At 73.8% G+C, this 13,474-nt stretch carries 8 protein-coding genes and 4 pseudogenes; 4 read left to right on the forward strand and 8 right to left on the reverse strand.

The annotated features are described in order from the left end of the window. Nucleotides 1–197: pseudogene (locus ABZ896_RS48730) on the forward strand (hypothetical protein); the annotation flags it as partial. 241 nt (nucleotides 198–438) lie between these two features. On the opposite strand, the gene ABZ896_RS48735 reads toward ABZ896_RS48730, so the two are convergent. After that, complete coding sequence (locus tag ABZ896_RS48735) at nucleotides 439–2,580, reverse strand: SpoIIE family protein phosphatase (RefSeq protein ID WP_360944544.1); 2,142 nt, start codon at nucleotides 2,578–2,580, stop codon at nucleotides 439–441. 237 nt (nucleotides 2,581–2,817) lie between these two features. On the opposite strand from ABZ896_RS48735, the pseudogene ABZ896_RS48740 reads away from it, so the two are divergent. After that, a pseudogene (locus ABZ896_RS48740) lies at nucleotides 2,818–3,441 on the forward strand (response regulator transcription factor); the annotation flags it as partial. Here ABZ896_RS48740 and ABZ896_RS48745 read toward each other — a convergent pair. Both ABZ896_RS48745 and ABZ896_RS48750 read right to left on the reverse strand, forming a co-directional pair. Beyond that, entirely contained in the window at nucleotides 3,364–5,433 is a 2,070-nt protein-coding gene (locus ABZ896_RS48745) for an ABC transporter ATP-binding protein (RefSeq protein ID WP_360944547.1), read from the reverse strand. The pseudogene ABZ896_RS48740 and the gene ABZ896_RS48745 overlap by 78 nt on opposite strands. Next, nucleotides 5,430–6,860, reverse strand: a pseudogene (locus ABZ896_RS48750) (ABC transporter ATP-binding protein); the annotation flags it as partial. The gene ABZ896_RS48745 and the pseudogene ABZ896_RS48750, both read right to left, overlap by 4 nt. Nucleotides 6,861–7,244: 384 nt before the next feature. Here ABZ896_RS48750 and ABZ896_RS48755 point away from each other — a divergent pair. Together ABZ896_RS48755 and ABZ896_RS48760 are read left to right on the forward strand one after the other, a co-directional pair. Next, on the forward strand, nucleotides 7,245–7,850 hold the full coding sequence (locus ABZ896_RS48755; RefSeq protein ID WP_360944550.1) for a DUF4126 domain-containing protein: 606 nt from the start codon (nucleotides 7,245–7,247) through the stop codon (nucleotides 7,848–7,850). A 94-nt stretch (nucleotides 7,851–7,944) separates the two neighbouring features. Further along, on the forward strand, nucleotides 7,945–9,453 hold the full coding sequence (locus ABZ896_RS48760; RefSeq protein ID WP_360944553.1) for an NAD(P)/FAD-dependent oxidoreductase: 1,509 nt from the start codon (nucleotides 7,945–7,947) through the stop codon (nucleotides 9,451–9,453). Between the two features lie 28 nt (nucleotides 9,454–9,481). On the opposite strand, the gene ABZ896_RS48765 is transcribed toward ABZ896_RS48760, so the two are convergent. The 5 genes and pseudogenes from ABZ896_RS48765 to ABZ896_RS48785 form a co-directional block, all read right to left on the reverse strand. Further along, entirely contained in the window at nucleotides 9,482–10,462 is a 981-nt protein-coding gene (locus ABZ896_RS48765) for a hypothetical protein (RefSeq protein WP_360944556.1), read from the reverse strand. Between the two features lie 57 nt (nucleotides 10,463–10,519). Continuing rightward, nucleotides 10,520–11,443 carry a methylenetetrahydrofolate reductase [NAD(P)H] gene (gene metF / locus ABZ896_RS48770; RefSeq protein ID WP_360944559.1) on the reverse strand — a complete coding sequence of 308 codons (924 nt, stop codon included), beginning with the start codon at nucleotides 11,441–11,443 and terminating at the stop codon, nucleotides 10,520–10,522. A gap of 109 nt (nucleotides 11,444–11,552) precedes the next feature. Next, complete coding sequence (gene thiE / locus ABZ896_RS48775; protein WP_360944562.1) at nucleotides 11,553–12,203, reverse strand: thiamine phosphate synthase; 651 nt, start codon at nucleotides 12,201–12,203, stop codon at nucleotides 11,553–11,555. A gap of 96 nt (nucleotides 12,204–12,299) precedes the next feature. Further along, nucleotides 12,300–12,671, reverse strand: a complete 372-nt coding sequence (locus ABZ896_RS48780; RefSeq protein WP_360944565.1) for an Rv2175c family DNA-binding protein — start codon at nucleotides 12,669–12,671, stop codon at nucleotides 12,300–12,302. A gap of 93 nt (nucleotides 12,672–12,764) precedes the next feature. Beyond that, nucleotides 12,765–13,403 (reverse strand): annotated as a pseudogene (locus ABZ896_RS48785) (oxidoreductase C-terminal domain-containing protein); the annotation flags it as partial. Between the last annotated feature and the right edge of the window lie 71 nt (nucleotides 13,404–13,474).

Genomic DNA, 13,474 nt, shown 5'->3' on the forward strand with positions numbered 1-13,474 from the left:
GCGATCTCCTCCAGCAGCGCGGCACCGTCCACGGCGGTGTCCTCGGGTACGCGGCGGGTGCGGGTGACGAGGCCGGGGCCGGCCAGGAGGCCGGCGGCGAGGAAGCCGGCGGCGACCAGATCGGCGGCGAGGAGGCGGGCGCCGGTCAGGAGACGGGCAACGCCGACGACGGCAACGGCCAGGTCCAGGGCCACTGATCCGGACCTGAAAGGGCCCTCCCCATCCGGGCCCGTCCGATCCGACCACGTCGGCAGCGGTTCCCCCCACTTCCCCCCACCACCGCTGCCGGCGGCGGTCCTCCGACCACCACCCGGCTCTCCGGCCGGGTGGTGCAGACGGTCCGGCCCTCCGGCGGGAGGGCCGGACCGCAGCGTTTCCGGCGAACCCAGCCTTCGGCGCGGCGACCGGCGACCCTCCACCCCGCGCCCCCGCCCCGCGTCAGCCCTCCGCCCTGAGCAACAGCAGTGCCACGTCGTCGCTCCGCTCCCTCCCCGCCACGCTCCTCCGTACGAGGTCGTCGGCGAGCGCGTCCAGCGGGAGGTCGCCGTCCTCAGCCAGCCGACGGCCCAACTCGGCGAGCGCGTCCTCGATGTCGACGCCCGGCGCCTCGATCAGCCCGTCGGTGTACAGCACGAGCACCGAACCCGGAGCGAGTTCCACCTCCGTCGTCGGATACACGGCGGAGCCGTCGACGCCGAGCAGCGGACCGCCCGGCAGGTCCAGCACCCGTACCGACCCGTCCGGCCGGCGCAGCAACGGCGGCGGATGCCCGGCCCGCGCCACCACGGCCCGCCGCCGCGCCGGATCGAGCCGTAGATACAGACAGCTGGCGAACAACTCCGTACCCAGGTCGATCAGCAGCCGGTTGGTGCTGCGCATGACCTCCTGCGGCTCCTGCCCGACGGTCGTGTACGCCCGTACGGCCGTCCTGATCTGCCCCATCAGCCCCGCCGCCGTCACGTTGTGCCCCTGCACGTCCCCGATGACGGCCGCCGCGAGACCGTCCGTCGGCACCAGGTCGTAGAAGTCGCCGCCGATGTCCATGCCCTGGGTGGCCGGCAGATACCGGGCCGCCGCCTCGATGCCGGGCAGCGTCGGCAGCGAGTGCGGCAGCAGCGCCGCCTGCAGACCGTGCGCGAGCCGGTGCTTGGCGTCGTACAGCAGCGCCCGTTCCAGGGCCTGGGCGATCAGTCCGCCCAGACTCGTCAGCACGGCCCGCTCGTCGGCGGGGAAGGGATGCGGCTCGGCGTAGGCCAGCACACAGGTCCCCACCGGCCGGCCGGAGGCGATCAGCGGCAGATAGGCCCAGGCCGCGAAGCCGTCCGGCGTCGCGTGCCGCCGGGGATAGAGGTGCTCCAGGCGCTCCCGCGAGTCGAAGAACGCGGGCACACCGGTCGTGAGCGCCTGCGTGCCCGGTGTCGACTCGGTCAGCGGCAGCCCGTCGAACCGCTCCACGACATGCGGGTCCCGGTAGCCGCGGTGGCCGAGCACATGGAGTCGGCCCGCCCGGGACCCGAGCACGACCACCGCCTGACCGCCCACCGCCGGGACGATCTCGTCCGCGACCAGCTGCACCACGTCCTGCACCCCGGCCGCCTCGGTGAGCGCCCCGGCCAGACTCAGCACCTGAGAGATCGTCACCAGCCGGGCGGGCGGCTCGCCGGGCCGCGGACCGGACCGGTTCATCTCCGCCACCGCGCGCGCCCGGGTGATCCGGACACTCAGCCCGGTCGCACTCGGGTACAGCCGGAACGACAGCCAGTCCCCGGGCGGCCGCAGTGCCACGAACGACGTGCTGTGCCGGCTGATCAGCGCGGCCCGGTACCGCTCCTCGTAGGCGGGGTCGTCGAGCCACGGCACCGCCGCCCACAGCTGGGCGCCCAGCAGCTGGGAGACCGGCACCCCCATCAACTCGGCCGCCGCCGCGTTGGCGAAGCCGATCCGCCCGTGCAGATCGAGCGAGCACAGCCCGTACGGCAGCCGCGCCACCATCCGCGCCGCCTCCGCCGATCCCGGCGCCCCGGCCACACCCCCGCCGGGCGCGGCGGCGAGCAGATCCGGCTCGGCGTGCGGCGGCAGGGACTCCTCCACGGCCCGCTCCAGCCGCACCGCGAGCCGCCCGCAGGCCGCGACCAGATGGTCCCGCTCCCGCGCGGTGAGCTCCGGCGGGCGGGAGCCGGGCCAGGTCACGAAGACCGCGCCGTACACCCTGGCATCGGTCGCGACCGGCACCGCGGCCAGCGCGAAGGGGTACGGCAGCACGACGGCGATCCGCGGATAGCGGCGCGCCATGTCCTCCTCGCCGCCGACCCACACCAGCCGCCGCTCCCGTACCGCGTCGGCGACCGGGACCGGCGCGCTTATTCCGATCCGCTCCCACGGCGCGGCGAACGCCCGGGGCAGCCCCGCCATCACGGCCATCTCCAGCACCGGCTCGTCGGCGGTGAGCAGATAGACGGCGCCGGAGTGCGCGTGGACCTCGTCCATCATCGACGCCAGTGCCAGGGAGAGCAGCGGACGGCCCACCCGGGTCCGGGGAGGAGCCGGCACGGACGGTCGCGCGTCGGACACGCCGACCACCTCCTCGCGCGGGCGCGGCCCGGAAACGGGCCGTGGCCACTCCCGCACGCCGGGCCCCAGGGATCAATCTCCCCCCTCCCGGGCCGCTCCGCACGGCGAGCGCGAACCGGTCATGGACACACGTGTGCCAGTGCGACGGCGGAAATCGTCGCGTACCCCGTCCGGGCCACCCCATGCCCCCTCAGTCGAAGCGCGCCGCAGCACACGGGCGCCCTGCGTGCGCCCCCGCGCACCCCGATGGCCAATTCTCCGCGCCCGGGAGGGGTGGGGAGACCCCAACAATGGGGCACGCGTCATCGCCACGGACAGTTGAAGGCGAATCGAGGGGGACGGGCAGTGATCCGGGTGCTTCTGGTGCACGACGAGTGTCTGGTCAGATCGGTCCTGGCGGAGTGGCTGAGCCGGGAACCCGATCTCGGGGTGGACGACACCCCGTGGCACAGCGCGCAGGGACGGCTGCGCACCATGCGGCCGGACGTCTGCGCGGTCGATCTCGAATGCTCGGACACGTACGGCATCCCGCCCCTCGGCGAGTTGCGCGCCCGCGAGCCCGACCGCATCCCGCCGCGCCTTCTCGTGCTTGCCACTGCGAACAGGCCGGGGCTGCTGAAGCGGGCCGTCGAGGCGGGCGCGCTCGGCTACGTGGACAAGGAGGGCGCGCCGGAGCGCCTGGTGCGCGGAATCCGTCGCGTCGCTGAAGGGAAACGTTTCGTCGACGACTCGCTCGGCTTCGGGTTCCTCAGGGCCGCTCAGATGCCGCTGACCAGAAGAGAGCTGAGCGTGTTATCCCTGGCTGCCGAGGGAGCCTCCGTCGCGGAGATCGCCGGCAGCCTGCACCTGTCGCACGGGACCGTGCGCAACTACATGGCCGCCATCACCCGCAAGACCGGCGCGCGCAACCGCATCGACGCGATCCGGATCTCGCAGGGTCAGGGGTGGCTCTGATTCTTCGGGGGATGACTTCGGGGGTACGGCGCTCCAGTCGCCCACGAGGTCGCGGTATGTCGGCGAGCGGCGCAGGAGGTCCTCGTGGGTGCCGTACGCCGTGCGCCGGCCGTCCATGAGCAGGACGCGGTCGGCGCGGCGGGCCGAGCTGATGCGGTGCGCGACGACGACGAGCGTGCCGCCGGGGCGTGCGGCGAAGGCCCGCTCGGCGCGCTCCTCGGCGCGCGGGTCGAGATGGCAGGTGGCCTCGTCCAGCAGGACGAGCGGGGCGTACGACAGGTAGGCCCGGGTCAGCGCGACGAGCTGGCGTTCGCCCGCGGAGAGCGCCGCCGGGTCCACGGTCGCGGTGAGTCCGCCGAGCGCCTCGACCAGCGGCCCGAGCCCGACCGCTGCGGCCGCGTCGAGCAGCTCCTCCTCGGACACCGGGTCCGTCCGCAGCTGCCCGAGGTTCTCGGCGAGGGTCCCGGTGTGGACGTACGCCTCCTGCGGGATCAGCACGCGCCGGGCGGCCGCGGCCGGGGAGGGCACGGGGTACCCGCAGACCCGTACCGCCCCGGCGGTGGGCTCCAGCAGCCCGGCGACGAGCGCGGTCAGCGTGGACTTCCCGATCCCGCTGGGGCCCACGACGGCGAGGTGGGCACCGGGCGGGAGGGTGAGGTCGAGTCCTTCGATGACGGGGGTGGCGGCGGGGCCGTAGGCGAAGGAGAGCGAGGTGAGAGCGAGGGCGGGGGAGTCGGCGGGCGGATCGGGGGTCGCCGTGGCGTTGGTGCGCGCCGACCGGGCCGGGGCGGGCCGCGGGTGCGGCGCGTCGGCGGAATCCGGCGAAGGCGCTGAGCCGCGGGAGCGCTTGGTGCGTGCGTCGGGCTTAGGCGTCCGGACGGGCACTGTGCCGCAGTCGGCCTTGCCTGCGCCGCCGTTCTCTTCGTCCCGGCGCCTTTCATCGGCAATGCCGGTCTCGCTGAGGTCGCTGCTTCCGTCGACGGAGCCCTCGCGCAGGAGGCGTCGTAGGACCACCACCAGGCGGGAGCCGCTGGTGCCCAGGCCGTGGACCAGGGTGCGCAGGGCCGGGAGGAGGGACTGGGTGACGTAGGCGAGGGCGCCGACCAGGGCGCCCGGGGTGACGCCCCGGGAGAGGAGCCAGGGGGCGCAGGCCAGCAGCAGGACGCTCGGGAGCTGGCCGCCGACGGCGAGGGACGCGACGCGCAGGACCGACCAGCGGGCGAGGGAGTTCGCGGCGCGCCGCTCGGCGTCGACCAGGTGGCCCGTGGCCGTGGCGACCCGGTCCTCCGCGCCGGACGCCGTGATGTCCCGCAGTCCCGGACAGACCGCGCCGAGGCGCTCGGCGAGGGCTTCGTCGGCGACGAGGAAATCCTCCTGGCGGCGGGCGAGCGGTCGTAGCGTCGCCGCGAACAGGCCGAGACCGGCGGCCAGCGGCGGGCCGACGACCAGCAGGAGCAGCGGGTCGAGCGAGGCGAGGCCCACGACGGCGCCGACCGCGGTGAACACGAACGACCGCGACACCATCACCAGCCCGGCGAACGTGTCCCGCGCGATCTCGACCTGCTGGGTCAGCCCGGACAGCGCCCCCGCGTCCCCCTCCCGCACCCCGCGCGCGACCACCCGGCGCACCAGGACGTCCCGCAGCGGCTCGACGAGCGCGGCGACGGCGTCGTACACCCGGACCGTGCCGTACGCCCCGACGAGCACGCCGAGACCGGCCACGCCGAGCCAGGCGAGCCCGACGCCCGGCCGTCCGGCCAGGAACCCGGCGTCCAGCGCGCGGGCGGGCGCGTACCCGGTGAGGAAGGTCTGCCCGGTCTCCAGCACGGACCAGCCACCGAGCCGCACGAGGACCCGCCACCGGAGCCGCAGGTAGCGGAGGCCGCGGCGGTGGATGCCGGGAGTCATGGCCGCTCCGGGGACGGGGTACCGTCGCCGACCGGGGTGACCGGGGTGTCCTGGGCATCGGCCGGGGCGTGGGCCGTGGCTGCGGGGCGGCGGTCGTCCGGGGTGCGGGTCGTGGCCGCGGGGCGTGCGTCGTCCGAGACGTGGGCCGGGGCTGCCGGGCGGGAGGCGTCCGGGACGGTGGTCGAAGCCGCGCGCGGTGAGCCGTCCGCGGCATCCGCCCCGCGCGGTTCGCCGCCGAACACCGCCCGGTACTCCGCCTCTCGCCACAGTTCCGCGTGCGGTCCCACCGCTCGCACTCGACCCCCGTCCAGCCAGGCCACCGCGTCCGCGCGGGCCGCTGTCGCGGCGCGGTGGGCGACCAGCAGGCGGGTGCCGTCCGTGTCAGCGCCCACCAGGGCTTGTGCGATGCGGGCCTCGGTCACCGTGTCGAGGCTGGAGAGGGCGTCGTCGAGGATCAGGAGCCGGCCGCCGTGGGCGAACGCCCGGGCGAGGCCGAGGCGTTGGGACTCGCCGCCGGAGCGCGGGGCGTCGGCGACGAGCGTGCCGTAGCCCCGGGGGAGGCGGCTGACGAAGTCGTCCGCGTGGGCGGTGCGGGCCGCTTCCCGGATCCGGGCGGGTGCGGGAGAGGGCAGGCCGAGGCCGATCTCCTCCTCGAGCGTGCCGCCGAGGAGGGCCGGGCGGTCGAAGGCGTAGGCGACGGACCGGCGCAGTTCGTCGTGGGAGAGTGCGCGCAGGGGCACCCCGTCGAGCAGGACCTCCCCGGCATCGGGTTCGGCGAGCCGTCCGGCGACCGCGGCGAGTAGGGACTTGCCCGCGCCCGAGCGGCCCACGACGGCGAGGGTCGTCCCGCCGGGGACGACGAGGTCGACGCCGTCGAGGACGGTACGGCCGCCGCGCCGGGCGGTGATCCCGCGCAGTTCGAGACGGCCGGGACCGGGAGGCAGCCGGCTCCCGCCGTACTCCGGGACCGGTTCCGCGAGGACCTCGTCGAGGCGTCCGGCCGCCGCCCGGGCCCGGGCCAGACCGGAGAGCTGGCCGACCAGGACGCCGACGCCGGTCGCGAGCACCACGTAGCGGGAGGCCGCGAGCACGTCGCCCACGGACAGTTGTCGGCGGGCGAGCAGGACCCCGGCCACGGCGACGACGGCCAGCTGGAGCAGGGGCGCGACGGCGACGGACTGGCCCGAGGCCCGTCCCTGCACCTGCCACATGCGGTGCCCGGCGCGGGACAGCTCGGGCAGCGGGCGCAGAATCCGGGCGGTCTCGCGGTCCTCCGTGCCGGCGGCCCGGATGGTGCGGTGGCCGCCGACGGCTTCGCTGAGCGCCTGCGCGATCCGTCCCTGCACCTCCTGGTAGCGGGTGACGCACTCCCTGGTGTCCCGGGAGAACGCGCGCAGCAGCAGGGCCAGCACCGGGGCTCCGGCCAACCCGGCAGCAGCCGCCCCCGGCACACGAAAGCGCCGGTCCGCTGTGGCCGCGTCCCCCGCGGGCCACCTCGAACCGGCGCCTTCTCGTGCTCCCCCGTGTTCCCCCGTACCCCCGTTGGGCCCCCCGTTCGGTCGTTCCCCCGGGCCCCCGTGCCTCGCTCCCGCCGACCTGAGCCGGCGGAAGGAGCGGATCCGGGTCGGCTCCGTTCCGGCGCCCCGTGTCGCCGGTGCCGGAGCCGTGCCCCTTTCCGTGCCCCTACTCTCTCGTTCGCGCAGGTCGGGCCCCATCCGCGCGCGTACTCATCTCTCCCCCTAGGTACGGATACTCAGTCGTCCGCGCTCACCCCCAGGACGCGCTGTGGCCGAGTGGTTACGATCGCCTCCGTGTCCGTACTCCCTCTGGTCTTCACCAGCGGCTGGGCCAGCGGCGTCAACGCGTACGCCGTGGTCCTGCTGCTCGGCGTGTTCGGCGCGACGGGGCTGAGCGACGACGTCCCCGAGACCCTCCAGCGCCCTGAGGTGCTCGTCACAGCCGGCCTGCTCTTCCTGTGCGAGGCGGTGGCCGACAAGATCCCGTACGTCGACTCGGCCTGGGACTCGGTCCACACGGTGGTCCGCCCGGTCGCGGGCGCCTGGGTCGGCGCCCTCCTGGCCGGCCAGAGCGGTTCGCTCAACGACGTGGTCGCGGGCCTGGTGGGCGGCTCCACGGCCCTGGCCAGCCACACGGTCAAGGCAGGCACCCGCATGGCCGTGAACGCCTCCCCGGAGCCCTTCAGCAACATCGTCCTGAGCCTGGCGGAGGACTTGGGCGTAGGCGGCATCGTCACGTTCGCGATGTTCCACCCGAAGGCGGCGGCGATCATCGCGGCGGTACTGCTGGTGCTCGGCCTGATCGTGCTCTACTTCCTGATCTCCCGGATCAGAAGATTCCGTAGACGCAGGGCGCAGCGCCGAGAAGAAAAAAGACTGGCAGCACGAAAACCCACCTAGGGGCGCGGGGAACTGCGCGACAAACCACGACGAGCCCGCACCCGACAACGCACCCCCGACCTGGTTGTCAGTGGCGGCCGATAAAGTCGCCGGCATGGGACAGATCGCGGTGATCGGCGCCGGCATGGGCGCAATGGCGGCAGCCGCCCGCCTGGCCGTCGCAGGCCATCGCGTGGCGGTGTACGAGCGCACGGACACGTACGGCGGTGCGGTGCGCAAGTACGAACGGGACGGCTTCCGCTTCGACACCGGCCCCGGCCTGCTCACCCTCCCCGCGGTCTGGCGTGACCTGTTCCTCAAGACCGGCAAGGAGCCCCTGGAGTCGGCCGTCGAGCTGGTCCAGGTCGACCCGTCCTCCCGGCACCTCTTCCAGGACGGCACCGAGGTCTCCCTGCCGAACGCCTCCCGCGCGGGAGTGATCGAGGCCCTGGACACGGCACTCGGCGCGGACGCGGGCGCCCGCTGGGGCGACTTCCTGATCCGGGCCCGAGAGGCCTGGGACCGCACCCGCAGACCGCTCCTGGAGGAGCCGCTGTGGCCCAACTGGTCGGTCCTAGAGCGCGAGCCGTACCCGGCGGTGCCGTACAAGAAGTTCCTGCGCACCCGGCGGGCCTGCACCCTGTACGAGATCGGCCGCTGGGAGCTCCGGGACCCCCGCCTCTCTGCACTGCTGGACGGCTACGCGCTCGCGTACGGCATCGACCCCGGCATCGCTCCGGCGAGCGCGGCCGTACTGCCGTACATGGAGCACGCCTTCGGGACCTGGTATGTCCGGGGCGGCATGCGGGAGTTGGCGCGCGCGGTGTACGAGCGGTGCCTCAAGCGCAGGGTCGAGTTCCACTTCGGCGCCGAGGTCACCGGGATCCTGGAGAAGGACGGTCGGGCGGCGGGGCTGGAGCTGGCCGACGGGACGGTGGTGGAGGCGGACTTCGTCGTCGGCGCGGGCCCCTGGCGACTGCGGGACCTCGTCCCCGGACCCCGGAAGCTCTACGGCGCGAAGGACATCGAGCCCGAACCCGAGGACCGTCACCCGGGCCGGGTCGTGGTGTGCCTCGCCCTGCGCGGCGCGCGCGAGGCGGGAGCCGCACACCGCACGGTCGTGCACGGCCCCGACGCGGGGGACGAAATGCCCTCGTTCCAGCACGGCGAGCTGCCCGATCACCCCACCGTACGGATCGACCGCCCGGACGACCCGGCCCTGCGCCCCGACGACGAGCACGAGTCCATGGTGCTGACGGCGACGGTCTCGTCCGCCAGGGACTACGACTGGTCCGTCCCGGGTGCCGCCGATTCCTTCGCGGACCTGATGATCGCCGCCGCCGAACGCGCCGTACCGGGGCTGCGGGAGCGACTGCTGTGGCGCGAGGTACGGACACCCCTGGACACCGAGCGGGAGACCGGGTCCACGGGCGGTGCCGTACCCCCGCCGTCACTGGCCGGTGGCGAGGGGACCCTGCATCCGTCCAACACCACCGCCATACCCGGCCTGTTCACCGTAGGCGGCTGGTCCCACCCCGGCGGTGGTCTCGCTCACGCCGGGATGTCGGGCGCCCTGGTGGCCGGGTTGATCGTGGAGGGCCCGGAGTTCCGCGGCTCGCAGTGACCCGCGGTCCGGCGCCGACGCGCGGTCGTCAGAAACGGTACTGCTCGTCGTAGCCCTGGCCCTGCTGGCCCTGGCCGTTGTTCTCCTGGTAGTAGCCCTGCTGCTCGGGCGGCAGTTCGGCGCCGTACTCGTCGGTGCGCTGCTGCGGCACCCACACCCCGCCCGCCGGGGTCTCGCCGTACGTCCCGTACTGGTCGTAGCCCTGCTGGCCGTACTGCTGCTGGCCGCCGTAGGAGGTGTCGTACGACGCCCCGCCGTAGGTCTGGGTGCCGATGTACGGGTCGGAGTAGGCGGCGTACTGCTGCTGGGACGGGTCGTAGCCGTACTGCTGCTGGTCGTACCCGGAGTAGCCGTCGTAGCCGTACTGCTGCTGGTCGGCGGCGGCCGTCGCGTACTGGTCCTGGGACTGGCCCGCGGCCGCGTAGGACGGGTCGCCCGCGGCGTAGCCGTTGTCGTTGTATATGCCGTAGGAGCCGGTGTCGTCGGGCATGGGCTGCGGCTCGTAGACCGTGGTGGTCTCGGCGGCCGTGGGGGCGCCGGAGCGGGTGGGCGTGAAGACGTCGTCGCGGTCGTAGTCGTCGCCGTAGCCGACGCTGTCGGGGCGGCCCTGGTCGTAGCCGCCCTCGTCGCCGTAGCGGTTCTCCTCGGCGTAGCCGGCGGTCTCGCCCTGCTCCAGGTCGGAGACCTCCAGGGTCGGGTCCTGGTGACGCTCCCGGCGGGTCTTCTTGCCGCCGGTCAGGCTGGTCAGGGCGGCGGGCGGGTCGACCGCCCAGCCCTGTTCGAAGCCACGGCGGAACGACAGCGTGACGTAGGTCTGGCCGACCGCGAAGGCGACCGCGCCCAGCCCGATGACGATCACCGACGGCATGAGCACGCCGAGGACCACGCCGAGGAAGCCGACGAAGGCGAGCAGTCGCCAGCGCAGTCGCGCCTTGTACTGCAGCAGCACCTCGCCGAGCAGCCACAGCGCGACGATTCCGAACGCGATGTAGAGGACCGTCCAGCCCATGTACGCCCCTCTCCCAGTGGCCGCCTACGCAGTGTGACGTATGTCCGGGCAGCCGGTCTAGGCCTGCGGTGGGTGGTGCAGGCCCAGGTTCTCGTAGATTTCCAGGGTCGCCGTGGAGTTGTTGAGCGTGATGAAGTGCAGTCCGGGCACTCCCTCGGCCAGCAGCCGTGCGCAGAACTCCGTGGCGAACTCGATTCCGATCGAGCGTACAGCCGTCGGATCGTCCTTGGCTGTGAGGATCCGCTCTTTCAGGGCCGCGGGGATGTGCGCGTTGCTGAGCTGCGGCAGCCGTTCCAGCATCCGCACGCTGGTCACGGGCATGACCTCGGGGATGACGGGGGTCGCGCAGCCGGCCGCTTCGACTCGGTCACGCAGCCGCAGATAGGACTCCGGCTGGAAGAACATCTGCGTGATGGCGTAGTCGGCGCCGGCCCGGCACTTGTCGACGAAGTGCGTGACGTCGGCGTCCCAGTCGGCGGAGCGCGGGTGCATCTCCGGGAAGGCGGCGACGCCGACGCAGAAGTCGCCCGACTCCTTGATGAGGCGCACGAGTTCGGCGGCGTAGGCCAGGCCCTGGGGGTGCCGCACCCACTCGCCCATCGGGTCGCCGGGCGGGTCGCCCCGTACGGCCAGGATGTTGCGGATCCCGGCGTCGGCGTACTGGCCGATGATGTTGCGCAGCTCGGCGATGGAGTGGTTGACCGCGGTGAGGTGGGCGACCGGGGTCAGGGTGGTGTCCGCGACGATCTGCTGGGTCTCCTTGACGGTGCCCGCGCGGGTGGAGCCGCCGGCGCCGTAGGTCACGGAGACGAAGTCGGGGGCGACCGCCTCGACCCTCCTCAGCGCGCTCCAGAGGTTCCGCTCACCCTTGGGGGTCTTCGGCGCCGAGAACTCGAACGAGTACGTCGTCTTGCCTGCGGTGAGCATGTCGCGCACGGTGCGGGCGCGGTCAGTCCTGGTGGATGCGGTTCCGAGGGCCATACCCGAAGGTTAGTCAGGGCGCGGCGGCCACCCAACCGAATCGAGGAAATTTGCCCGCTTTGTCGATTTGTTGTCCCTGTGTTGTCCACCCCTCGGACACCTGAACCGGTCACTCAGCGTGTCTGAGCCGCTTCGCGAACTCCGCGGCGGCCTCGCCCGGGTCGTCGGCCCCGGTGATCGCCCGCACGACCACGACCCGGCGGGCCCCCGCCTCCAGGACCTCGTCGAGGTTGCCGAGGTCGATGCCGCCGATGGCGAACCAGGGGCGGTCGGTGCCGAGGGCGGCGGTGTACCGGACCAGGTCGAGTCCGGGGGCGTGGCGGCCGGGCTTGGTCGGGGTCGGCCAGCAGGGGCCGGTGCAGAAGTAGTCGACGCCCTCCTGGACGGCGGCCGCGGCGGCCTCCGCCTCGGCGTGCGTGGAGCGGCCGATCAGGACGGCGTCGCCGAGGATCGCGCGGGCGGCGGGGACGGGCAGGTCGCCCTGGCCGAGGTGGAGCACGTCGGCGCCGGCGGCGTGGGCGACGTCGGCCCGGTCGTTGACCGCGAGGAGCCTGCCGTGCCGGGCGCAGGCGTCGGCGAAGACCGCCAGGTGCTCCAGCTCCTCGGCAGCCTCCATGCCCTTGTCGCGCAGCTGCACGATGTCGACGCCGTTCGCCAGGACGGCGTCCAGGAAGTCGGCGAGGTCGCCCTGCTCCCTGCGGGCGTCCGTGCAGAGGTAGAGACGGGCGTCGGACAGCTGGGCGCGGGCGGTGTCGGGCATGCGTGTGGCTCCCCCGGGTCGGTGGCGTACGGGCCGTGCTCGACCGCGGCCGGAGCCCGCTCGGGCCCGGCCCGTACGCCGGCGGTGCTGGTCAGGTCAGACGGCGAGCGCCTGGGCCCGGCGCTTCACCTCCGTGCCGCGATTCTCGCTCAGGGCCTGTGCGGGGGTGCCGGGCAGGCTGTCGTCGGGGGTGAAGAGCCACTCCAGCATCTCTTCGTCGGTGAAGCCGTCGTCCCGCAGGAGCGTCAGGGTGCCGGTCAGGCCCTTGACGACCTTCTGCTCGGCCCCGTCGATGAAGGCTGCGGGGACGTGCAGCGCGTTGTTCTCACCGCGGCGTACGGCGATGAGCTGGCCCTCCTTGACCAGCTGCCGCACCCGCGTCACCTCGACGTCCAGCATCTCTGCGATGTCGGGGAGGGTGAGCCAGGCGGGGACGAGAGCATCGGTTTTTGCGTCAATCTCGGTCACGTCACCAAGCGTGCCATCCCGCACTGACAGGAGGAAGTCGGGGCCGTCCGACCTGTGGAAAACTCCGGCTCCGGCGGATCCGCCGGACAGGCCCTAGACGGCGGCCGTCTTGAGCGGGCGGGCCGGGTCCGTCAGCAGTTCCGGGTCCATCACCGCGCCCGCCTCGATCAGCCGTCGCCCCTGGGCGAGGTCCCGGGGCCGCCCCACCGCCAGCAGGGCCACGAGACGGTTCTCCCGGAGCCAGCAGACCGACCAGGCCGGTCCGGACGGCTCGCCGCGCCACAGGGCCGTGTCGGCGGCGGCGTGATGGCCGGCGTACTGGACGAAGCGGCCGAACTGCTCGGACCAGAAGTACGGGACCGGGTCGTAGACCGCGGGGGTCTCGCCCTGGATGTTCGCGGCCACCGTGCGCGGGCCCTGGAGGGCGTTGTCCCAGTGGTGGACGAGCAGCCGCTCGCCGTAGCGGCCGGACGGGAAGGAGGCGCAGTCGCCGACGGCGTAGACGTCCGGGACGGAGGTGCGCAGCCGGTCGTCGGCGAGGACCTCGCGGTGCGCGCCGAGTTCGACGCCCGACCCGGCGAGCCAGGCGGTGGCGGGGCGGGCCCCGATGCCGACCACGACCGCGCCCGCGGCGATCCGCGAGCCGTCGTCCAGGACGACCGCGCCGGGCTCGACGCGCGCCACGCGCGCGTGGGTGCGCAGCGAGACCCCAGCGTCGGCGTACCAGGAGGCCGGCCGCGGCGAGGCGCTTGACGAGGTCGGCGACGGTGGGCCGGGACAGGCCGGTGAGCTGCTTCAACTGC

Source organism: Streptomyces sp. NPDC047072, assembly GCF_040643855.1.
GTDB lineage: Bacteria > Actinomycetota > Actinomycetes > Streptomycetales > Streptomycetaceae > Streptomyces.